This is a genomic window from Mycobacterium sp. IDUB_1 (genome assembly GCF_055419625.1).
On the sequence record NZ_JBVAYA010000001.1, the window covers coordinates 2,278,755 to 2,299,275 of the forward strand.

At 68.5% G+C, this 20,521-nt stretch carries 17 protein-coding genes; 13 read left to right on the top strand and 4 right to left on the bottom strand.

All coding sequences use genetic code 11. The features are described from left to right. Positions 1-61: 61 nt before the first annotated feature. The 8 genes from ACZYYX_RS11455 (at position 62) to secA (ending at position 10,174) form a co-directional block, all read left to right on the top strand. Positions 62-742, top strand: a complete 681-nt coding sequence (locus tag ACZYYX_RS11455) for a hypothetical protein (RefSeq protein WP_463814513.1) — start codon at positions 62-64, stop codon at positions 740-742. Positions 743-808: 66 nt separating this feature from the next. After that, positions 809-1,495, top strand: a complete 687-nt coding sequence (gene mtrA / locus ACZYYX_RS11460; RefSeq protein ID WP_163686772.1) for a two-component system response regulator MtrA — start codon at positions 809-811, stop codon at positions 1,493-1,495. A 45-nt stretch (positions 1,496-1,540) separates the two neighbouring features. After that, positions 1,541-3,193: an MtrAB system histidine kinase MtrB gene (gene mtrB, locus ACZYYX_RS11465; protein WP_463814514.1), complete on the top strand. Its 1,653-nt coding sequence runs from the start codon at positions 1,541-1,543 to the stop codon at positions 3,191-3,193. Positions 3,194-3,201: 8 nt separating this feature from the next. Next, the gene (lpqB, locus tag ACZYYX_RS11470) at positions 3,202-4,950 is read left to right on the top strand and encodes an MtrAB system accessory lipoprotein LpqB (protein ID WP_463814881.1); all 1,749 of its coding nucleotides are present in this window, start codon (positions 3,202-3,204) and stop codon (positions 4,948-4,950) included. A 26-nt stretch (positions 4,951-4,976) separates the two neighbouring features. Continuing rightward, positions 4,977-5,414, top strand: a complete 438-nt coding sequence (locus ACZYYX_RS11475; protein ID WP_463814515.1) for a QcrA and Rieske domain-containing protein — start codon at positions 4,977-4,979, stop codon at positions 5,412-5,414. Positions 5,415-5,635: 221 nt separating this feature from the next. Continuing rightward, on the top strand, positions 5,636-6,277 hold the full coding sequence (locus ACZYYX_RS11480) for a ComF family protein (RefSeq protein ID WP_463814516.1): 642 nt from the start codon (positions 5,636-5,638) through the stop codon (positions 6,275-6,277). A gap of 326 nt (positions 6,278-6,603) precedes the next feature. After that, a complete protein-coding gene (gene hpf, locus ACZYYX_RS11485) occupies positions 6,604-7,248 on the top strand; it encodes a ribosome hibernation-promoting factor, HPF/YfiA family (protein WP_463814882.1) in 645 nt (214 codons plus the stop codon). A 112-nt stretch (positions 7,249-7,360) separates the two neighbouring features. Next, positions 7,361-10,174, top strand: coding sequence for a preprotein translocase subunit SecA (secA, locus tag ACZYYX_RS11490; RefSeq protein WP_463814517.1), 2,814 nt, complete (start codon positions 7,361-7,363; stop codon positions 10,172-10,174). A 4-nt stretch (positions 10,175-10,178) separates the two neighbouring features. On the opposite strand, the gene ACZYYX_RS11495 is transcribed toward secA, so the two are convergent. Beyond that, positions 10,179-10,658, bottom strand: coding sequence for an Rv3235 family protein (locus ACZYYX_RS11495; RefSeq protein ID WP_463814518.1), 480 nt, complete (start codon positions 10,656-10,658; stop codon positions 10,179-10,181). 165 nt (positions 10,659-10,823) lie between these two features. Between ACZYYX_RS11495 and ACZYYX_RS11500 the strand changes: the two genes are divergently transcribed. From ACZYYX_RS11500 to ACZYYX_RS11520, 5 genes are all read left to right on the top strand, one after another. Next, positions 10,824-12,233, top strand: a complete 1,410-nt coding sequence (locus ACZYYX_RS11500; RefSeq protein ID WP_463814519.1) for a WS/DGAT/MGAT family O-acyltransferase — start codon at positions 10,824-10,826, stop codon at positions 12,231-12,233. A gap of 60 nt (positions 12,234-12,293) precedes the next feature. Then, entirely contained in the window at positions 12,294-14,090 is a 1,797-nt protein-coding gene (locus ACZYYX_RS11505; RefSeq protein WP_463814520.1) for a BCCT family transporter, read from the top strand. A gap of 28 nt (positions 14,091-14,118) precedes the next feature. Further along, a complete protein-coding gene (locus ACZYYX_RS11510; RefSeq protein ID WP_463814521.1) occupies positions 14,119-14,616 on the top strand; it encodes a DUF6912 family protein in 498 nt (165 codons plus the stop codon). 68 nt (positions 14,617-14,684) lie between these two features. After that, positions 14,685-15,824: a ferredoxin reductase gene (locus ACZYYX_RS11515; RefSeq protein WP_463814522.1), complete on the top strand. Its 1,140-nt coding sequence runs from the start codon at positions 14,685-14,687 to the stop codon at positions 15,822-15,824. A 72-nt stretch (positions 15,825-15,896) separates the two neighbouring features. Beyond that, complete coding sequence (locus ACZYYX_RS11520; protein ID WP_463814523.1) at positions 15,897-17,147, top strand: fatty acid desaturase family protein; 1,251 nt, start codon at positions 15,897-15,899, stop codon at positions 17,145-17,147. A 98-nt stretch (positions 17,148-17,245) separates the two neighbouring features. On the opposite strand, the gene ACZYYX_RS11525 is transcribed toward ACZYYX_RS11520, so the two are convergent. The 3 genes from ACZYYX_RS11525 to aroA all read right to left on the bottom strand — a co-directional run bounded on the left by ACZYYX_RS11525 (position 17,246) and on the right by aroA (position 20,506). Then, positions 17,246-18,091, bottom strand: a complete 846-nt coding sequence (locus tag ACZYYX_RS11525; protein WP_463814524.1) for an aldo/keto reductase — start codon at positions 18,089-18,091, stop codon at positions 17,246-17,248. A 127-nt stretch (positions 18,092-18,218) separates the two neighbouring features. After that, positions 18,219-19,193 (bottom strand): ribosome small subunit-dependent GTPase A, encoded by a 975-nt coding sequence (gene rsgA / locus ACZYYX_RS11530; RefSeq protein ID WP_463814525.1) that lies wholly within the window; start codon positions 19,191-19,193, stop codon positions 18,219-18,221. Further along, on the bottom strand, positions 19,190-20,506 hold the full coding sequence (aroA, locus tag ACZYYX_RS11535) for a 3-phosphoshikimate 1-carboxyvinyltransferase (protein WP_463814526.1): 1,317 nt from the start codon (positions 20,504-20,506) through the stop codon (positions 19,190-19,192). The genes rsgA and aroA overlap by 4 nt, the downstream gene beginning before the upstream one ends. Between the last annotated feature and the right edge of the window lie 15 nt (positions 20,507-20,521).

Genomic DNA, 20,521 nt, shown 5'->3' on the forward strand with positions numbered 1-20,521 from the left:
CGCGCCTGAGACGTACGCTCCGATCGGGGAGTCGCACAGCGGCACACGACAAGGGGGATCGATGGTCGTTCGCACTCGAATTCAGGCCGACATGGTGGCGCGGATCGACGAAGTGGTCGCCGATCTCAAGGCAGCCGGACAGCGATTCGACCAGGGCCGGATGCTCGAGGGCCGCGAGGTGGCCCGCCACATCGGCCGCCTGGTCCACGGGACCGCGTCGTCGCGCGCCCTGATCGACGAGCTGGGTGTGGGGCAACTGCTCACGTGGGTCGACACCGCCGGTGTGGTCAACCCCAAGACCGCGGCGTCCGCGGCGTGCCTGACGCTGATGAAGATCCGCACCGGTTCGCAGCGCTGCGGAGAGTTCGTGCCGAAGCTCGGGATGTATCCGCCCGCGCCGATCCGCACCCGCGACGGTCAGCACATCGACCGCGGATCACGCATCCCGTTCGAGCACTGGTGGACCAATCCCGTCGTCAAAGACGCTGACGGAGCGGAGTTCTCCCGCAAGCAGTTGGTGCTGGCCCTGGCCGCAGGCTCCGATGCCGCGGCCGCCGACGGCGAGGCCGCCGCCGCCCTGGCCGCACTGGCCGCCAGCCCGTCCCTGGGGCAGGCGCTCGACGACGATCCGGCGGCGACCGGGCTGGAGCGCAACCCCGTGATGGCCAGCGCACGCCAGATCGGTTACGAAGTTCTGCAGTCGATCAGCCAGCAGCGCGACATCATCGACGCCTGCGCCTGAATTCGGCCCGGTTGGGACGCGAAACGCCCGTGTGGTAACCGGGGTTTATAGCGCATCGGTGACACCATGGACACCATGAGGCAAAGGATCCTGGTCGTCGACGACGACCCTTCGCTGGCTGAGATGCTCACCATCGTGCTGCGCGGCGAGGGTTTCGACACCGCCGTCATCGGAGACGGCACCCAGGCGCTCACCGCTGTGCGGGAACTTCGGCCCGACCTGGTGCTGCTCGACCTGATGCTGCCCGGCATGAACGGCATCGACGTGTGCCGCGTGCTGCGGGCCGATTCCGGCGTGCCGATCGTGATGCTGACCGCCAAGACCGACACCGTCGACGTGGTGCTCGGGCTGGAATCCGGCGCCGACGACTACGTGATGAAGCCGTTCAAGCCCAAGGAGCTGGTGGCCCGCGTGCGCGCGCGGCTGCGGCGCAACGAGGACGAGCCGGCCGAGATGCTCTCGATCGCCGACGTCGACATCGACGTTCCCGCGCACAAGGTCACCCGGCTGGGCGAGCAGATCTCGCTGACCCCGCTCGAGTTCGACCTGCTGGTGGCGCTGGCACGGAAACCGCGCCAGGTGTTTACTCGTGATGTGCTGCTCGAACAGGTGTGGGGTTACCGCCACCCCGCCGACACCCGTTTGGTGAACGTGCATGTGCAGCGGCTGCGGGCCAAGGTCGAGAAGGACCCAGAGAACCCGCAGGTGGTGCTGACCGTTCGAGGAGTGGGATACAAGGCCGGACCTCCGTGATCGGACGGCCCGCCCGGGTGAAGCTCCCGTCGTGATGCACCGCCCATGATCTTCGGTTCGCGGCGGCGCATCCACCGGCGATCGGCCCCCCTGGTCCGCGGCCTGGGTGTGGTGGGCCGCGCCGTGAGCCTGGCGTGGCGCCGGTCCCTGCAGCTGCGTGTCGTCACGCTGACCCTGGGGCTCTCACTCACCGTCATCATGGTGCTCGGCTTCGTGCTCACCAGCCAGATCACCGACCGCATCCTCGAAGTCAAGGTCGGTGCGGCAACCGAGGAGATCGAACGCGCGCGCACCACGGTCAGCGGCATCGTCGGCGGTGAGGAAACCCGCTCCCTCGACAGCAGCCTGCAGCTGGCCCGCAACACCCTGATCGACCGCAAGGCCGATGCCGGAGCCGGACTGGCCGGCGCCTTCGACGCCGTGCTGATCGTCCCCGGCGACGGTCCGCGCGCGGCAACCGCCGCCGGTCCCATCGACCAGATCCCGAACTCGTTGCGCGACTTCGTCAAAGCCGGTCAGGTCAGCTACCAGTACGCCACCGTGCGCACCGACGGCTTCTCCGGTCCGGCCCTGGTGATCGGCAGTCCGACGTCGTCGTCGACGTCCGCGGTCACCAATCTCGAGCTGTACCTGATCTTTCCGCTGAACAACGAGCAGTCCACCATCGCGCTGGTGCGCGGCACGATGGCCACCGGTGGCGTGGTGCTGCTGGGCCTGCTCGCCGCGATCGCACTGCTGGTGGCCCGCCAGATCGTGCTGCCGGTGCGCTCGGCGTCACGCATCGCCGAACGCTTCGCCGAGGGCCACTTGAGTGAACGCATGCCGGTACGCGGTGAGGACGACATGGCGCGACTCGCCGTGTCGTTCAACGACATGGCCGAGAGTCTGCAGCGGCAGATCACCCAGCTCGAAGAGTTCGGAAACCTGCAGCGGCGCTTCACCTCTGACGTCAGCCACGAGCTGCGCACCCCGCTGACCACCGTGCGGATGGCCGCCGATCTCATCCATGACCACGCCGAGGAACTCGACCCCGCGCTGCGCCGCTCCACCGAACTGATGGTCAACGAACTGGACCGGTTCGAATCGCTGCTCAACGATCTGCTCGAGATCTCCCGCCACGACGCCGGTGTCGCCGAACTCGCCGTCGAGGCGGTCGACCTCCGCTCGATCGTGCGCAGCGCCCTCGACAACGTCGGGCACCTCGCCGAGGAAGCGTCGGTCGACATGATGGTCGACCTGCCCGCCGACGGGATCATCGCCGAAGTGGACCCGCGCCGCGTCGAGCGGATTCTGCGCAACCTGATCGCCAACGCCATCGACCATGCCGAACGCAAACCGGTGCGCATCCGGATGGCGGCCGACGCCGACACCGTCGCGGTCACCGTCCGCGATTACGGCGTCGGCCTGCGGCCCGGCGAGGAGAAGCTGGTGTTCAGCCGGTTCTGGCGGGCCGACCCGTCGCGGGTGCGCCGCTCCGGCGGCACCGGCCTCGGCCTGGCGATCAGCATCGAAGACGCGCGGCTGCACCAGGGCCGGTTGGAAGCCTGGGGGGAGCCGGGCAAGGGCGCCTGCTTCCGGCTGACGCTGCCGCTGGTGCGGGGGCACAAGGTGACCAGCAGCCCGCTGCCCGTCAAACCGATCGGGGAACCGTCAGGGGTGCCGACGCGCCGCCGCGAACCCGCCGGGGAGAGCGTGTGACACGCGCACTGGCGGCGCTGCTGACCGTGCTCGCCCTGGTGCTCGCCGGCTGTGCCGGCGTGCCGAGTTCGTCGTCACCGCAGGCGATCGGCACCGTGGACCGGCCCGCCCCGCCGAGCCTGCCCAAGCCGACGCCGGGCATGGACCCCGACGTGCTGCTGCGCGAATTCCTCAAAGCCACCGCTGACCCGGCCAGCCGGCACCTCGCCGCCCGGCAGTTCCTCACAGAATCGGCGTCCAGCGGGTGGGACGACGCCGGTAGCGCGTTGTTGATCGACAACGTCGTCTTCGTCGAAACCCGTACACCGGAACGGGTTTCGGTCACCATGAAGGCCGACATCCTGGGCTCGCTGTCCGACATGGGCGTGTTCGAGACCGGCGAGGGTGCCCTGCCCGACCCCGGCCCGATCGAACTGGTCAAAACCCCCGGCGGCTGGCGCATCGACCGACTGCCCAACGGCGTGTTCCTCGACTGGCAGCAGTTCCAGGCCACCTACAAGCGCAGCACCCTGTACTTCGCCGATCCCACCGGCAAGACCGTCGTACCGGATCCGCGCTACGTCGCCGTCTCCGAAACCGACCAGCTGGCAACGGAACTGGTCAGCAAGCTGATCGCGGGGCCGCGACCGGAGATGGAGAAGACGGTCCGCAACCTTCTCGGTTCGCCGCTGCGGCTCCGCGGACCGGTCACCCGTGCCGACGGTGGCAAGACAGGCGTCGGACGCGGTTACGGTGGGGCGCGCATCGACCTCGAGAACCTGTCCACCACCGACCCGCACAGCAGGCAACTGCTTGCCGCACAGATCATCTGGACGCTGTCGCGGGCCGGGATCAACGGGCCGTACGTGATCAACGCCGACGGCGCCGCGCTCGACGACCGGTTCGCCGACGGGTGGGACACCGGCGACGTCGCCGCCACCGACCCCGGCGCCGCCGACGGTGCCGCGGCAGGCCTGCACGCCCTCGTCGGCGGCTCCCTGGTGTCGCTGGACGGACAGCTCGCCCCGCGCGTGCCCGGCTCCTTCGGCGCCATGCCCGGCCAGACCGCCGCGTCGCTGTCACGCACCGGCCAGGAAGTCGCATCCATCGTCACGCTGCGCCCCGGCGCCCCCGACATGGCGTCGTCGCTGTGGGTGGGACCGTTGGGCGGCAACGCAACCCAGGCGATGGACGGACGCAACCTGACCCGGCCCAGCTGGGCGCTCGACGACGCGATCTGGGTCGTCGTCGATGGCATCAACGTCGTGCGCGTCATCCAGGACGCCTCCGGCCAACCCGCCCGCATCCCCGTCGACGCGACCGCGGTGGCCGGCCGGTTCCCCGGCGTCATCACCGAACTGCAGCTCTCGCGGGACGGCACGCGCGCCGCGATGGTCATCGAGCGCCACGTGATCCTCGCCGGCGTCGAGCAGACCCCCGGCGGCGGATACGCGCTCACCTATCCGCGCCGGCTCGGATACGGGCTCGGCGACACCGTGGTGTCGCTCGGCTGGCGCACCGGCGACGACATCGTGGTCAGCCGCACCGACCCGCAACATCCCGTGTCCTACGTCAATCTCGACGGGGTGAACTCCGACGGGCCCAGCCGCAACCTGCTGATGCCCGTCACCACAGTGGCCGCCAACCCCTCGGTGGTCTACGTCGCCGACGCACGCGGCGTGCTCCAGCTGTCCGGTTCGGGCGCCGAAGGCGATCCCACCTGGACCGAAGTCCGTCCGCTCATGGGAGCGGGGGCACTGCCGGTGCTGCCGGGCTGACAGACCAGCGACGAAAGGGGTTGGGAATGGACATCAATACCGAGGTGACGCGCAAGACCGTGCTCACCGGCGCGGGCATCGGCGTGGCTGCGGTCGCGCTGGCGGCGTGCTCGGGAGGGTCCTCGTCGGAGTCGGGCGCGTCGTCATCGGCGGAGTCGTCGGCGCCGTCCGGGTCGTCTGGTTCGGCCGAGGCGCTGGCGAAGACCGCGGACGTGCCGGTCGGCTCCGGCGTGATCGTCGGCAAGACCGTTGTCACGCAGCCGAGCGCCGGTGATTTCAAAGCCTTCTCGGCGGTGTGCACGCATTCGGGGTGCCTGGTCAACAAGATCGCCGACGGCACCATCGACTGTCCCTGCCACGGCAGCAAGTTCAGCCTCGACGGGGCGGTGGTCAACGGTCCGGCGAAGAAGCCGCTGGAGCCAGTCACCGTTCGGGTGCAGGGGGATTCGATCGTCGCGGGGTAGACCGGTGGGGCCTGCCTCTCCCGCAGGCCCACCGGTCTCGCAGCCGAAGTTACCGGCTGGCGCGAAGGGGTCTGCGCGGCAATTTCCCGGCTGCCGATGAGAAGCCATGGCTGTGATCGGCACGCGATCACGACCAGGAACGTCCCCCGCAAGCGGAAGGTGCCCCCAATTCCGCGGAGCAGGGGCGACGGGCTGTCGGTGGCCGCGGCCATAGTGACGGCGTGCTCGATCTCGTCTTACCCCTGCACTGCGGCGGCTGCGGTGCCCCGCCGACCGCATGGTGTGCAGCATGCGCACAGGAACTGGCGGTGCGCCCCGACGAGCCCCACCTCGTCACCCCTCGGGTGGACCCCGGCGTGCCCGTGTTCTCCCTCGGCCGCTACGCCGGCGCCCGTCGCCAGGCGATCGTCGCCGCCAAGGAGCGCGGCCGCACCGACCTCCTCGATCCGCTCGGTGACGCCCTGCACGCGGCACTGCATCACCTGCTGACCTGGGGTCTGCTCGACACCCCGCTGACGCTGGTGCCCGCCCCGACCCGGCGCACCTCTGCGCGCCGCCGCGGCGGCGATCCCGTCACCCGCCTCACGCGCCACGCCGCACGCAGCCTGCCCCAGGTCACCGTCGCACCGTCGTTGCGCCTGGCGCCGTTCACGCGGGACTCGGTCGGGCTGTCCAGCGCCGCCCGCCAGCGCAACATCGCCGGGCGCATACGCCTCACCCGGGGGATGTCCGGCGGTATCTCCGGTGACGTCGTCGTGGTCGACGACATCGTCACCACCGGCGCCACCGCCACCGAGTCGACACGCGTCCTGCAAACTCACGGCGCCGCCGTCGTCGCGGTCCTCGTTGTCGCGCACGCCTGAGCTACTGCGTTACCCGCTCATCAAGCTGCCGTGAAGAACTGAAAACAGGTCGGTCGAATCAGTGGCACGAACACATGAACTGCGACTACCTTCGACACCAACCATCCGTGAACAGCTCACGGCGGCGCTCAGAACACGAGACGCCGATATCGCGCCAGCGGTAGGAGGTGAGTAGTCGACACCTTGCACCGGCGAGCGGCGCCAACCAGATATGCCCCGTCGGCGCGATTTCTTCATCAGCAGGCACGCATGACGTGCATCCGCGAGAGAGAATCGAGTTGCCAAGCATGTCAGTAAATTCCGTGGACTCCGACAACACGATGGTGATGGACCCCGACGCGACAGGAGCGTCCGACCCGGCGGCTCACGCCGAGGTGGTGGTGACCGGTCGCAATGTCGAGGTTCCCGACCACTTCCGCGTCTTCGTGGCCGAGAAGTTGTCACGCCTGGAACGATTCGACCGCACCATCTACCTCTTCGACGTCGAACTCGATCACGAGAAGAACCGACGTCAACGCAAGAACTGCCAGCACGTGGAGATCACCGCGAAGGGTCGCGGTCCCGTGGTCCGCGGCGAGGCCTGCGCCGACAGCTTCTACGCGGCATTCGAATCCGCGGTGAGCAAACTCGAAGCCCGGCTGCGCAAGAGCAAGGACCGCCGCAAGATCCACTACGGCGACAAGCGACCCGAGTCGCTGCACGAAGCCACCGCGCTCGAACGTCTCGACGCCGCCTTCGCCGTGCCGACCGAAACGTCGGCGCCGCCCGCCGACACCCTCGACGACCACGAACCCGGCCGGATCGTGCGCACCAAGGAACACCCGGCCACCCCGATGACTGTCGACGACGCGCTCTACGAGATGGAGCTGGTCGGCCACGATTTCTTCCTGTTCCACGACAAGGAGAGCGACCGGCCCTGCGTCGTGTACCGCCGCCACGCCTACGACTACGGCTTGATTCGCCTGGCCTGAGCTGATCCGGCGCGCTCGAGGACCGTCAGGGTTGCCGGGCGCGCCGGGTTCGCCCCGTACGATGGGGACGTCCAACGCGTGACGCATCCATCGACGCAAGAGGTTATACAGCGTGCTCTCGAAGTTGCTCCGTCTCGGCGAAGGCCGCATGGTCAAACGCCTCAAGGGGGTGGCTGACTACGTCAACACCCTGTCCGACGATGTCGAGAAGCTCTCCGACGCCGAGCTCCGAGCCAAGACCGCAGCCTTCAAGGCCCGCCTGGCCGACGGCGAGGACCTCGATGACCTGCTGCCCGAGGCGTTCGCCGTGGCGCGGGAAGCCGCATGGCGCGTGCTCAACCAGCGCCACTTCGACGTCCAGGTGATGGGCGGCGCCGCCCTGCACTTCGGCAACGTCGCCGAGATGAAGACCGGTGAGGGCAAGACCCTGACCGCCGTGCTGCCGGCCTACCTCAACGCGCTGACGGGCAAGGGCGTCCACATCGTCACCGTCAACGACTACCTGGCCAAGCGCGACGCCGAGCAGATGGGCCGCGTGCACCGCTTTCTCGGCCTCGACGTCGGCGTCATCCTGTCCCAGCTGACCCCCGACGAGCGTCGCACCGCCTACGCCGCCGACATCACCTACGGCACCAACGTCGAGTTCGGGTTCGACTACCTGCGCGACAACATGGCTCTGCGCCTCGAGGACTGCGTCCAGCGCGGCTTCAACTACGCCATCGTCGACGAGGTGGACTCGATCCTCATCGACGAGGCCCGCACCCCGCTGATCATCTCCGGCCCCGTCGACGGTCAGTCGAACTGGTACAGCGAGTTCGCCCGGCTGGCCCCGCTGATGGAGAAGGACACCCACTACGAGGTCGACATCAAGAAGCGCACCGTCGGCGTGCACGAGGCCGGCGTCGCATTCGTCGAAGACCAGCTCGGCATCGAGAACCTGTACGAAGCAGCGAATTCGCCGCTGGTCAGCTACCTGAACAACGCGCTGAAGGCCAAGGAGCTCTTCGAGCGCGACAAGCACTACATCGTCCGCAACGGCGAGGTCCTCATCGTCGACGAGTTCACCGGCCGCATGCTGGTCGGCCGCCGCTACAACGAGGGTCTGCACCAGGCCATCGAGGCCAAGGAGCACGTCGAGATCAAGGCGGAGAACCAGACCGTCGCGACCGTGACGCTGCAGAACTACTTCCGCATGTACGACAAGCTCGCGGGCATGACCGGTACCGCCGAGACCGAGGCCGCCGAGCTGCACGAGATCTACAAGCTCGGCGTGGTGCCGATCCCCACCAACAAGCCGATGATCCGGACCGACCAGTCCGACCTGATCTACAAGACCGAGGAAGCCAAGTTCATCGCGGTCGTCGACGACGTCACCGAGCGCTACGAAAAGGGCCAGCCGGTGCTGATCGGTACGACGAGCGTGGAGCGTTCGGAGTTCCTCGCCCGGCAGTTCGAGAAGCGCCGCATTCCGCACAACGTGCTGAACGCGAAGTACCACGAGCAGGAAGCCGGCATCATCGCCGAGGCGGGACGCGTCGGCGCGGTCACGGTGGCCACGAACATGGCCGGCCGCGGTACCGACATCGTGCTCGGCGGCAACGTCGACTACCTGCTGGACCGGCAGCTGCGTCAGCGCGGCCTCGATCCCATCGAGACCGCCGACGAGTACGAGGCGGCCTGGCACGAGGAGCTGCCTGCGGTCAAGGCGCAGGTCGCCTCGGAGGCCAAGGACGTCGTCGCCGCCGGCGGTCTGTACGTGCTCGGCACCGAACGGCACGAGTCCCGCCGCATCGACAACCAGCTGCGCGGCCGCTCCGGCCGTCAGGGCGACCCCGGCGAGTCCCGCTTCTACCTGTCGCTGGCCGACGAGCTGATGCGCCGCTTCAACGGTGCCACGCTGGAGACGTTGCTGACCCGGCTCAACCTGCCCGACGACGTCCCGATCGAGGCCAAGATGGTCTCCCGCGCCATCAAGAGCGCGCAGACGCAGGTCGAGCAGCAGAACTTCGACATCCGCAAGGAAGTTCTCAAGTACGACGAGGTGATGAACCAGCAGCGCAAGGTCATCTACGCCGAGCGCCGCCGCATCCTGGAAGGCGAGAACCTCGCCGAGCAGGCCCACACCATGCTCGTCGACGTCATCACCGCCTACGTCGACGGTGCCACCGCCGAGGGCTACTCCGAGGACTGGGACCTCGAGAAGCTGTGGGAGAGCCTGCGTCAGCTCTACCCGGTCGGCATCGACCACAACGACCTGATCGACTCCGACGCCGTCGGCGAACCCGGTGAGCTCACCCGCAAGGAACTGCTCGATGCCCTGATCGCCGACGCCGAGCGTGCCTACGCCGAGCGGGAAGCCGAGATCGAGTCGCTCGCCGGTGAGGGAGCGATGCGTCAGCTGGAACGCAACGTGCTGCTCAACGTGCTCGACCGCAAGTGGCGCGAACACCTCTACGAGATGGACTACCTGCGCGAGGGCATCGGCCTGCGTGGCCTGGCCCAGCAGCGGCCCGAGGTCGAGTACGCGCGCGAGGGCTACGACATGTTCATCGGCATGCTCGAGGGCATGAAGGAGGAGTCGGTCGGCTTCCTGTTCAACGTGCAGGTCGAGGCCGCCCCGCAACCGGCGGTCGCGCCGGTCGCGGCGCCGCCCGGGCTGGCCGACTTCGCCGCCGCGGCCGCCGCTGCCCAGGAGCAGGGTGCTGTGGCCACGAAGGAGCGGCCGAACCCGCTGCGCGCCAAGGGAATCGACGGCGACGGGCAGCCGAAGCTGACCTACACCGGACCGTCGGAGGACGGCTCGGCGGAGGTCAAGCGGTCCGGTGACGCCGGCGGCACCACCAAGCCGGGTGGCGGTGGGACGCGCCGCGAACGCCGTGAGGCCGCTCGCGCGCAGAAGTCCGGCCGGCACGCGCGCCGCCGGTAACCCGTCACCCGATCTGCAGCGCCACCATTCGCCATGCGTCGCGGTGGCGCTCGATGCGCGCCGCGATCGCATGGACGCGACCGGAGCGGCTGAACGAGGCGAACACCTCGGCGGCTGTGGGCTCGTCCGGGCCGGCGTGTACGGCGCGCACCCGAACACGGTGCAGCGTCGCGCTGCCTGTTCGCGGGGCGCGGGCGCGGACCAGTACGCGATCGATGAGCGGCGGCGTCATCAACGGCCGCAGCGCGGCGACGGGCCGACGCCGGTCGATCACCTCGATCGTCTGCAGGAGCGCGGCTTCGGCGAACGTGACGGCCGACTTCGGGGGAGGGGCCTCCCGCGGGGCGGGCCGGTGCGGACGGATGCGGTGCAGCGACGACCCCGACGGGATGGGGCACTGCTGACCCAGCGGCGCGGGGGCGGGTTCGCAGTCGATCACCGGTGAGGTGACCCAGGTGGGGGATGGTAGGAAAATTGAGGTCATGACGGTTCTCCAGCGGTCGGCGGGGATGGCGCGCCTGCTGGAGAGTGGCAGACCTGTCGATGATGACACGGCTCACCGACCCCTCGAAGCACCCGTTATGCGCACCCCGCGCCGGTGCCGATACCGTGAGGCGTCTCGAAGGCACAGGGAGGGGGCGGCGCGGCAGTGGTGACCAGGTTGTCGTCGTCGGATGCGTCCTTCTTCCGGCTGGAGAACTCCGCCACCCCCATGTACGTCGGGTCGCTGGAGATCGTGCGCAAACCGCGCAACGGCCTGAGCTACGAGACGCTGCTCGAGACCATCGAGCGGCGGCTCCCGCAGATTCCCCGCTACCGGCAGAAGGTCCGCGAGGTCGGCTTCGGGCTGGCGCGGCCCGTCTGGGTCGACGACCGCGACTTCGACATCACCTATCACGTCCGGCGCTCGGCGCTGCCGTCCCCGGGCAGCGATGCGCAGCTGCACGAGTTGATCGCGCGCCTGGCGTCCCGGCCCCTCGACAAGTCCCGGCCGCTGTGGGAGATGTATCTGGTCGAGGGCCTGGCCAAGAACCGCATCGCGATCTACACGAAATCGCACCAGGCCCTGGTGAACGGCATGAGGGCGCAGGAAATCGGGCACGTGATCGCAGACCGCACCCAGAAGCAGCCCGAGTTCGACGAGGACATCTGGATTCCGGGGCGCGAGCCGTCCGACCGGCAGCTGTTGATCGGCGCCCTCGGCGAATGGATCGCCCGGCCCACCCAGCAGGCAGCTGCGGTGCGCTCCGCGCTGACCGAGGCGGTGACCAACACCGGTCAGCTCGTCGAGCTGGGCCGGCGGGCGGCCGACGTCGCCCGGATCGTCGCCCGCGGCACGGCGCCCAGCAGCCCGCTGAACACCACGGTGTCCCGCAACCGGCGGTTCTCCGTCGCCTCGGCCAACCTCGACGAGTTCCGGATGGTGCGGGCGCGCTACGACTGCGACATCAACGACGTGGTGCTCGCCGTCGTCGCCGGCGCGCTGCGCAACTGGCTGCTCTCGCGTGGGGAACCCGTCACCGCGACGACGACGGTGCGGGCGATGGCCCCGATGTCGGTCTACCCCGACACCGAAGGCGACTCGTCCAGTCCCGGTCAGGCCGTCGGTGAGGTGGCGCCCTTCCTGATCGACCTGCCCGTCGGGGAAGGCAACGCCGTCGTGCGGCTCTCCCAGATCGCCCACGCCACCGAATCGCACCCCACCGCGGGAGCGCTGGTCGACGCCCGCAGCATCATCACGCTGTCGGGCTTCGCGCCGCCGACGCTGCACGCGATGGGCATCCGGGTGGCGACCAGCTTCTCGGCGCGTCAGTTCAACCTGCTGATCACCAACGCGCCCGGCGCGCAGAAGCAGATGTACATCGCCGGGGCCAAGCTCATCGAGACATATGCGGTGCCGCCGCTGCTGCACAACCAGGCGCTCGCGATCGGCGTCACGTCCTACAACGGCACGCTGTACTTCGGCATCAACGCCGATCGCGACGCCATGAGCGACGTCGACATGCTGCCCGATCTGATGCGCGAGGCGCTCGACGAACTGGTGGAGGCCGCGAAGTAGCCCTCCGGTGGCCGGGGGCTGAAGTTGACGACTGCCCCGAGTCAGAGTCGAATGTTGCAGATGTCGACCTCTGAAGACGAACTGACGACAGGCGTGGCGGGCGGCAGCGGTTCCACCGGCACCGAATCCACCGGTACGGAATCCACCGGCGCCGGTCCCATCCCCGTCGCTCATCCGGTGCTCGACGTGCACGTCGAGGACTCGCACCTCACCCACTCCCGGGGCCTCGACTGGGTGGTGTTCGGCGTCACCGCCGTCATCGCGCTGGCGTTCCTGGCCTGGGGCTTCATCAGCGTCGATACGCTGGCCAGCGCCTCCCAGACCGCGCTGACCTGGGTGATGGACAAGACCGGATGGCTGTTCGTGCTCACCAGCACGGGCTTCGTCGTCTTCGTGCTCTACCTCGCGCTCGGGCGCTACGGCACGATCCCGCTGGGCCGCGACGACGAGCCGCCGGAGTTCAACGGCATCTCCTGGGTCGCGATGATGTTCAGCGCCGGCATGGGCATCGGCCTGATGTTCTTCGGCGTCGCAGAACCTCTCACGCACTTCGTCACACCGCCTCCCGGCACCGGTGCCGAAGGCAATCCCGAAGCCGTGCAGCACGCGATGGCGACCACGCTGTTCCACTGGACGCTCCACCCGTGGGCGATCTACGCCGTCGTCGGGCTGGCCATCGCCTACGGCGTCTACCGCAAGGGCCGCCTGCAGCTGATCAGTTCGGCGTTCGAGCCACTGCTCGGGAGCCGGGCGAACGGCTCGTGGGGCAGGGTCATCGACATGCTGGCGATCTTCGCCACGCTGTTCGGCTCGGCCGCGTCACTTGGCCTGGGCGCGTTGCAGATTCGCAGTGGCCTGCAGATCGTCGCCGGGATCGGTGAGACCGGCAACGCGATCCTCGTCGTCATCATCACCGTGCTCACGGTGTGCTTCGTGCTGTCGGCGGTATCAGGGGTGTCCCGGGGCATCCAGTGGCTGTCGAACATCAACATGGTGCTGGCCGTGCTGCTGGCGGCCTTCGTCTTCGTCGTCGGCCCAACGGTTTTCATCCTGAACCTGCTGCCGACCTCGCTGGGGAGCTACTTCGCCGACCTGAACATGATGTCGGCGCGCACCGGTGCCGAGGGCAGCGCGGTGAACACCTGGCTGCAGTCGTGGACGATCTTCTACTGGGCCTGGTGGGTCTCGTGGACGCCGTTCGTCGGCATGTTCATCGCGCGAATCTCCCGCGGCCGCACCATCCGTCAGTTCGTGGCGGGTGTGCTGGTGGTGCCGAGCGTGGTGTCTCTGGTCTGGTTCGCGATCTTCGGTGGCGCGGCAATCAACGTGCAGCAGAACGGAACCGACCTCGCCGGCGAGGGCGGCGTGGAAGAGCAGCTGTTCACGCTGCTCGACCAGTATCCGATCGCGATCATCGCGAGCATCATCGTGATGATCCTGGTCGCGATCTTCTTCGTCTCGGGCGCCGACGCCGCGTCCATCGTGATGGGTTCGCTGTCGGAGAAGGGCACCATCCATCCCAGCCGGGGCACCGTCATCTTCTGGGGCGTGGCCACCGGCGCGGTGGCTGCGGTGATGCTCCTGGTCGGCGGCGAGGATGCCCTCAACGGCTTGCAGACGATCACGATCATCGCGGCGCTGCCGTTCCTGCTGGTGATGGTCGCGATGGCGGTGGCCCTGCTGAAGGACTTGCGCCGGGACCCGAAGATCCTCCGGCGGGCGTATGCCGCCGAGGTGGTCGACAGCGCGGTGGTCGCCGGCGTCACCCAGCACGGCGACGACTTCATCATCCCCGTCGAGAAGGACCCGAACTGCACCTCTGACGGAGACGCACCCAAGGGCTCGCCGAGCACCTGAGCCGGGCGCGCCCACTACGCTCAGGCGAGTGCGCGTCTTCGTCCCCGCGACCCTGGCCATGCTGCAGCGGCTGGTCGCCGATGGAACTCTTCGTCCCGTCAACGGCACCGCGTTCGCGGTGACGCCCACGTTGCGGGAGGCCTACGCCGAGGGGGACGAGGAGGAGCTGGCCGACGTCGCGCTGCGTGACGCCGCGCTGGCGTCGCTGCGACTGCTCGGCGACGAGGGGGAGACCGGGCTGCCGAGCCTGCGCGCGGTACTCGAAGTCGACGCCGACGACGTCACTCTGCGGCCCGACCTCGACGATGCCGTGGTGCGGGTGGCTGGTGAGATCGTCCTGGGGAAGGTTATCGCGGCGTACGTCGACAACGCGGCGGCGGAGGCGGCAGTGTCGGCGGCCGTCGCCGCTGTCGACGAGGCGGATCTGGGAGACGAGGACGCCGAGCTGACGGTCGGAGATGCACAGGACCACGATTTGGCCTGGTATGCGACGCAGGAGCTGCCTTTCCTGCTGGAGCTGCTGTGATGCACTGGCTACGGATGCGTAAGTTACGGTACCGTAGGTTGAGCAACAGCGATTCGGCAGGAGCTCCCATGGCCAAGACAACGATCAAATCGACTGCCAAGGTCGCCGACACCGTGCGGCCGACCATCGCCGGGGCGAAAGAGCGGCCCGGTCTGCACTTCTTGCGGACGGTCGCCGAACGCATCACCACGCCGCTGTTGCCCGACGACTACCTGAAACTGGCCAACCCGCTGTGGTCGGCACGGGAACTGCGCGGCCGCGTGCTGGAGGTGCGGCGCGAGACCGTCGACTCAGCGACCATCGTCATCAAGCCCGGGTGGGGGTTCTCGTTCGACTACCAGGCCGGCCAGTACATCGGCATCGGCCTGCTGGTCGACGGTCGCTGGCGGTGGCGGTCCTACTCGCTGACCAGCAGCCCCGTCACCAGCAGGGGTTCGCGCACCATCACGATCACCGTCAAGGCGATGCCCGAGGGGTTCCTGTCCAGCCACCTCGTCGGCGGCGTCGAGCCCGGCACCATCGTGAGATTGGCTGCGCCGCAAGGCAACTTCGTCATGCCTGATCCCGCTCCGGCGTCAGTGCTGTTCCTGACTGCCGGCTCGGGCATCACCCCGGTGATCTCGATGCTGCGCACGCTGAGCCGGCGCGGCCAACTCGGTAACGTGGTGCACGTGCACTCCGCACCGACCGAGGCCGACGTGATGTTCGCCGAGGAATTGTCCGCGATGGCCTACCGCCACTCCGACTACAGGCTGGTGCTGCGGACCACCCGCAGCCAAGGCCGGCTGGATCTCGCCCGCCTCGACGACGTCGTTCCCGACTGGCGGGAGCGCCAGACGTGGGCGTGCGGGCCCGAGGCGATGCTGGAAGCGGCCGAGCGCACCTGGGCCGCCGCCGGGATCGACGATCGGCTGCACCTCGAGCGGTTCGCCGTCACCCGCGGCGGCCACGGCAGCGGCGGCACGGTCACGTTCGCCCGTGCCGACAAAGAGGTCGTCGTCGACGGCGCGACCTCACTGATGGATGCCGGCGAGGCGGCGGGCATCCAGATGCCGTTCGGGTGCCGGATGGGCATCTGCCAGTCATGTGTCGTCGGACTGCTCGACGGGCATGTCAAAGATCTGAGGACGGGCGTCGAGCACGAACCCGGCAGCCGAGTGCAGACCTGCGTCTCGGCCGCATCCGGAGACTGCACACTGGACGTGTGACCTTTACCCGCTAGTAACCTACGGATTCGTAGGTTACGCTAGCGTAGGTATGCGAGAGGAGGGGTGGAACCCATGGCAATCACCGACGTACCGGAGTTCGCTCATCTATCTGAAGCGGACGTCGAAGGCCTGGCGCGTGAACTCGACGCGATAAGGCAGGACATCGAAGACTCCCGCGGGGCGCGCGACGCGCGCTACATCCGCCGCACCATCGCCGTCCAGCGTGCGCTCGAGGTCGCAGGTCGGCTGATGCTGGCCGGCAGTTCCAAGCGGGCCTACTGGTGGGCTGGCGCGTCGACGCTGGGCGTGGCCAAGATCATCGAGAACATGGAGATCGGTCACAACGTCATGCACGGCCAGTGGGATTGGATGAACGATCCCGAGATCCACTCGTCGTCCTGGGAGTGGGACATGAGCGGTGCCTCCAAGCACTGGCGCTTCACTCACAACTTCATGCACCACAAGTACACGAACATCCTCGGGATGGACGACGACGTGGGCTACGGCGTCATCCGGGTCACCCGTGACCAGCGCTGGACGCCGATGAACCTCGGCAACCTGTTCTTCAACACGCTGCTCTGTGTGGCTTTCGAGTGGGGCGTGGGACTGCAACATCTCGAGCTCGGCAAGATCTTCACGGGCCGTGACGACCGCAAGGCGACGATGGGCCGGATCAAGGAGTTCGGCGTGAAGGCCGGCCACCAGGTCGCCAAGGATTACGTGGCCTACCCGGCGCTGACATCACTGTCTCCGGCGGCATCCTTCACGTCCACGCTGAAGGCCAACGCCATGGCCAACGTCATCCGCAACGTGTGGGCCAACGCCGTGATCTTCTGCGGCCACTTCCCCGACGGCGCAGAGAAATTCACCAAGACCGACATGATCGGCGAGACGCGCGGCGAGTGGTACCTGCGTCAGATGCTCGGCAGCGCGAACTTCAAGAACGGCCCCCTGCTGCGGTTCATGAGCGGCAACCTGTGCCACCAGATCGAGCATCACCTGTTCCCGGATCTCCCGAGCAACCGCTACTACGAGATCTCGGTGCGGGTGCGTGAGATCTGCGACAAGTACGACCTGCCGTACACGACGGGTTCGTTCCTGGTGCAGTACGGCAAGTCGTGGCGCACCATCGCGAAACTGTCTCTGCCGGACCGGTTCCTGAGCGACACCGCCGACGATGCACCCGAGACCCGCAGCGAGCGGATGTTCGTGGAGTTGGACCCCTCCGAGCGGCGTGGTCTGAAGTCCGCGATCGCAGCGGTGCGTGCGCGCCGGCGTGCCCGCAAGGCCGCCGTGCTCGAGAACCGGGAAATGGCCGCCTGATTTCCTGCTGATTTCTCTGCTGAACAGACACAAACTCGGGCCACGCCACGGCGTGTCGCCCGAGTTCGTGTCTGTTCGCGGGGTTGGGGACCCGGGATTTACGGGACGTAGTCGAACGTGTCCGGGTTCGGGCCGGTGCGGCCGTCCTCACCCTTGTCCAGCGCCGAGATCGCGTCCACGTCCTCACTGCCGAGCTCGAAGTCGAACAGTGCGAAGTTGTCCTTGATGCGCTGCTCGGTCACCGACTTGGGGAACACGATGTCGCCACGCTGGATGTGCCAACGCAGCACCACCTGAGCCGGAGTCTTGCCGGCCTGGTCGGCGATGCGGGTGATCACCGGATCGTCGAGCACCTTGCCCTGCGCGATCGGCGACCAGGCCTCGGTCGCGATGCCGTGCTGCGCACCGTAGGAGCGCACTTCCTCGTTGGTGAAGTACGGATGCACCTCGATCTGGTTGACGGCCGGGACGGTGCCCGTCTCCGCGGCCAGCCGCTCGAGATGGTCGACCTGGAAATTGGAGACGCCGACGCTGCGGGCGCGGCCGTCTTTGGCGAACTCCTCCAACGTCTTCCACGTCGAGACGTAGTCGCCGTCGTAGAGCGTGGGCAGCGGCCAGTGGATCAGGAACAGGTCGACGTAGTCGAAGCCGAGTTCCGAGAGCGTCTTGTCGAAGGCCCGGCGTGCGTCGTCGGGCTTGTGGAAGCCGTTGTTCAGCTTGCTGGTGACGAACACCTCGCCCCGGTCGATGCCGGAATTGCGGATGCCTTCGCCGACACCCTTCTCGTTCTGGTACATCTCCGCGGTGTCGATGTGGCGGTAACCGATGTCCAGAGCCGTCTTCACCGCGTCCGCGGTCTCGTCGGGCTTGATCTGGTAGACGCCGAATCCCAGTTGAGGGATCGTCGCGCCGTTGTTGAGCGTGATGGTGGGTACGTGTGTCACAGTCCATTCCTCCTTCGCGGGGCAGCGTGCCCGGTCGACGTGGGCGGCAAACACGGTCGCGAGATCGTCGGCAGGCGGTCAGATTCTGCCCCCGATCGGGCGCGAGCGCGCGCTCGCCAGAGGACGTTCACCCCAGCACGGCGAGGAGGCGGCGGGCTGCCGCCACCCGGTCGGCCGCCGGGCCCGACAGCTCGTCCAGCGCGCACTCGGGATCGGCCGGAGGCCCCAGGTGCCCGCAGCCGCGGGGGCAGTCCTCGATGGCATCGGCCAGATCCGAGAACGCCATCACCACGTCGTCGGGTGCGATGTGGGCCAGCCCGAACGACCGGATCCCCGGCGTGTCGATCACCCATCCGCCTGCGGCCAGCGGCAACGCCACGGACTGCGTGGACGTGTGCCTGCCGCGACCGATGTCGGTGACCGCTCCGGTGGCCCGATCCGCCTCGGGCACAAGGCGATTCACCAGCGTCGACTTGCCCACCCCGGAATGGCCCAGCAGCACCGTGACCTTGTCGGCCAACAACGTCTGCACCGCCTCCAGCGGGTCGGTCCGGCCTGCCGTCGCGATCGTCAGGTCCAGCCCGGCGAACTGCGCGGCGAACGGTTCCGGTGGGGCGAGGTCCGACTTGGTCAGGCACAGGATCGGGGTCAGGCCCCCGACGAACGCCGCGATCAGCGCGCGCTCGACGAGCCCTGTGCGCGGCGGCGGATCCGCGAGCGCCACCACGATCAACAACTGGTCGGCGTTGGCGACCACCACCCGCTCCGTCGGGTCCGTGTCGTCGGCCGTGCGGCGCAGCACCGTCCGGCGCTCCGCCCGCCGCACGATGCGCGCCAGCGTGTCCGTGCGCCCCGACAGGTCGCCGACGATGTCGACGTCATCGCCGACGACGATCGACGTGCGGCCGAGCTCGCGCGCCCGCATCGCGGTCACGCGCCGCTCGGGGTCACCGTCGAGCACACAGCCCCACCGGCCCCGGTCGACGGTGACGACCATGCCCGACCGGGCGTCGGCGTGTTCTGGACGGGTCTTGGTCCGCGGCCGCGAGCCGCGCCCGGGCCGCACCCGGACGTCGGACTCGTCGTACTCGCGTCGACTCAAAGGCCGGCCGTGGAGTCGGTCTGCCCGGCCAGCATGTCGGCCCACAGTTGCGGAAAGTCCGGCAGCGTCTTGGCGGTGGTGCCGATGTTCTCGACCTCGATGCCGGGCACCCGCAGGCCGACGATCGCGCCTGCGGTCGCCATCCGGTGGTCGGCGTAGGAGTGCCAGACACCGCCGTGCATCACCTGTGCGGTGATCGTCAGCCCGTCCTCGGTCTCCTCGCACTGCCCGCCGATGCGGTTGATCTCGGTGCTCAGTGCCGCGAGCCGGTCCGTCTCGTGGCCGCGCAGATGCGCGATACCGCGCAGACGGCTCACCGATCCGGGGGTGGCCAGTGCTGCCATCGCCGCCACCGAGGGCGCCAGCTCACCGACGGCTCGCAGGTCGACGTCGACGCCGTCGTAGGTGGCGGTGCCCTGCACCTCCAGGTAGGAGTCGCCGCGGCGGACCACCGCGCCGAACCCCTTCAGCAGCGACAGGATCGTCTGAGCCGGTTGGACGCTGACGTCGGGCCAGCCGGTGACCCGGACGCTGCCGCCGCTGACGATCGCGGCCGCCAGGAACGGCACGGAGTTGGACAGGTCCGGCTCGATCGCCCAGTCGCGGGCCGCGATGGGTCCCGGCGACACCTGCCAGCGATTCGGGGTCGTGTCGTTCACGGTGACGCCGGCCTCGCGCAGCATCGCGACGGTCATCGCGATGTGCGGAGCGGACGGCACTTCCGCGCCGGTGTGCACGATCTCCAGACCCTCGTCGAACGCGGCACCCGAGAGCAGAAGCCCGGAGACGAACTGCGACGAGGCCGACGCGTCGATCTCGACGGTGCCCCCGCGCACTGATCCGTTGCCACTCACCTCGAACGGCAGGCCGTCACCGTCGACGCCGACGCCGAGCCCGCGCAACCCGTCGAGCAGCGGTGCGATCGGCCGGGCGCGCGCCTGCTCGTCACCGTCGAACGTCACTGATTCCGAGCTCAGTGCCGCGACGGGCGGCAGGAACCGCAGCACCGTTCCCGCCAACCCGCAGTCGATACGGGTGCCGGGCCGCGGGGTCAGCCCGCCGCTGATCGTCAACGCGGTGTCGTCGCTGGCCGACGTGTCGACCTGCAGGCCGAGGGCTTGCAGCGCGGCGATCATCAGGTCGGTGTCGCGGCTGCGCAGAGTCCCCGAGACACCCGAGGTGCCGCCGCCGGCCGCGGCGAGTGCAGCGAGTACCAGCGCACGGTTGGTCTGCGACTTCGAGCCGGGCACCGTCACGGTGGCATGGACAGGGGTCGACGTCGACGGGGCCGGCCAGGTGCTCACGGAGTTCATTGTGGTCCATCCTGG

What these genes read in the sequence shown, in the direction of transcription:
- ACZYYX_RS11455 (WP_463814513.1), top strand. Translation starts at nt 62, where the DNA reads ATGGTCGTTCGCACTCGAATTCAGGCCGACATGGTGGCGCGGATCGAC.
- mtrA (WP_163686772.1), top strand. Translation starts at nt 809, where the DNA reads ATGGACACCATGAGGCAAAGGATCCTGGTCGTCGACGACGACCCTTCG.
- mtrB (WP_463814514.1), top strand. Translation starts at nt 1,541, where the DNA reads ATGATCTTCGGTTCGCGGCGGCGCATCCACCGGCGATCGGCCCCCCTG.
- ACZYYX_RS11475 (WP_463814515.1), top strand. Translation starts at nt 4,977, where the DNA reads ATGGACATCAATACCGAGGTGACGCGCAAGACCGTGCTCACCGGCGCG.
- hpf (WP_463814882.1), top strand. Translation starts at nt 6,604, where the DNA reads ATGGACCCCGACGCGACAGGAGCGTCCGACCCGGCGGCTCACGCCGAG.
- ACZYYX_RS11495 (WP_463814518.1), bottom strand. Translation starts at nt 10,658, where the DNA reads ATGACCTCAATTTTCCTACCATCCCCCACCTGGGTCACCTCACCGGTG.
- ACZYYX_RS11505 (WP_463814520.1), top strand. Translation starts at nt 12,294, where the DNA reads ATGTCGACCTCTGAAGACGAACTGACGACAGGCGTGGCGGGCGGCAGC.
- ACZYYX_RS11515 (WP_463814522.1), top strand. Translation starts at nt 14,685, where the DNA reads ATGGCCAAGACAACGATCAAATCGACTGCCAAGGTCGCCGACACCGTG.
- ACZYYX_RS11520 (WP_463814523.1), top strand. Translation starts at nt 15,897, where the DNA reads ATGGCAATCACCGACGTACCGGAGTTCGCTCATCTATCTGAAGCGGAC.
- aroA (WP_463814526.1), bottom strand. Translation starts at nt 20,506, where the DNA reads ATGAACTCCGTGAGCACCTGGCCGGCCCCGTCGACGTCGACCCCTGTC.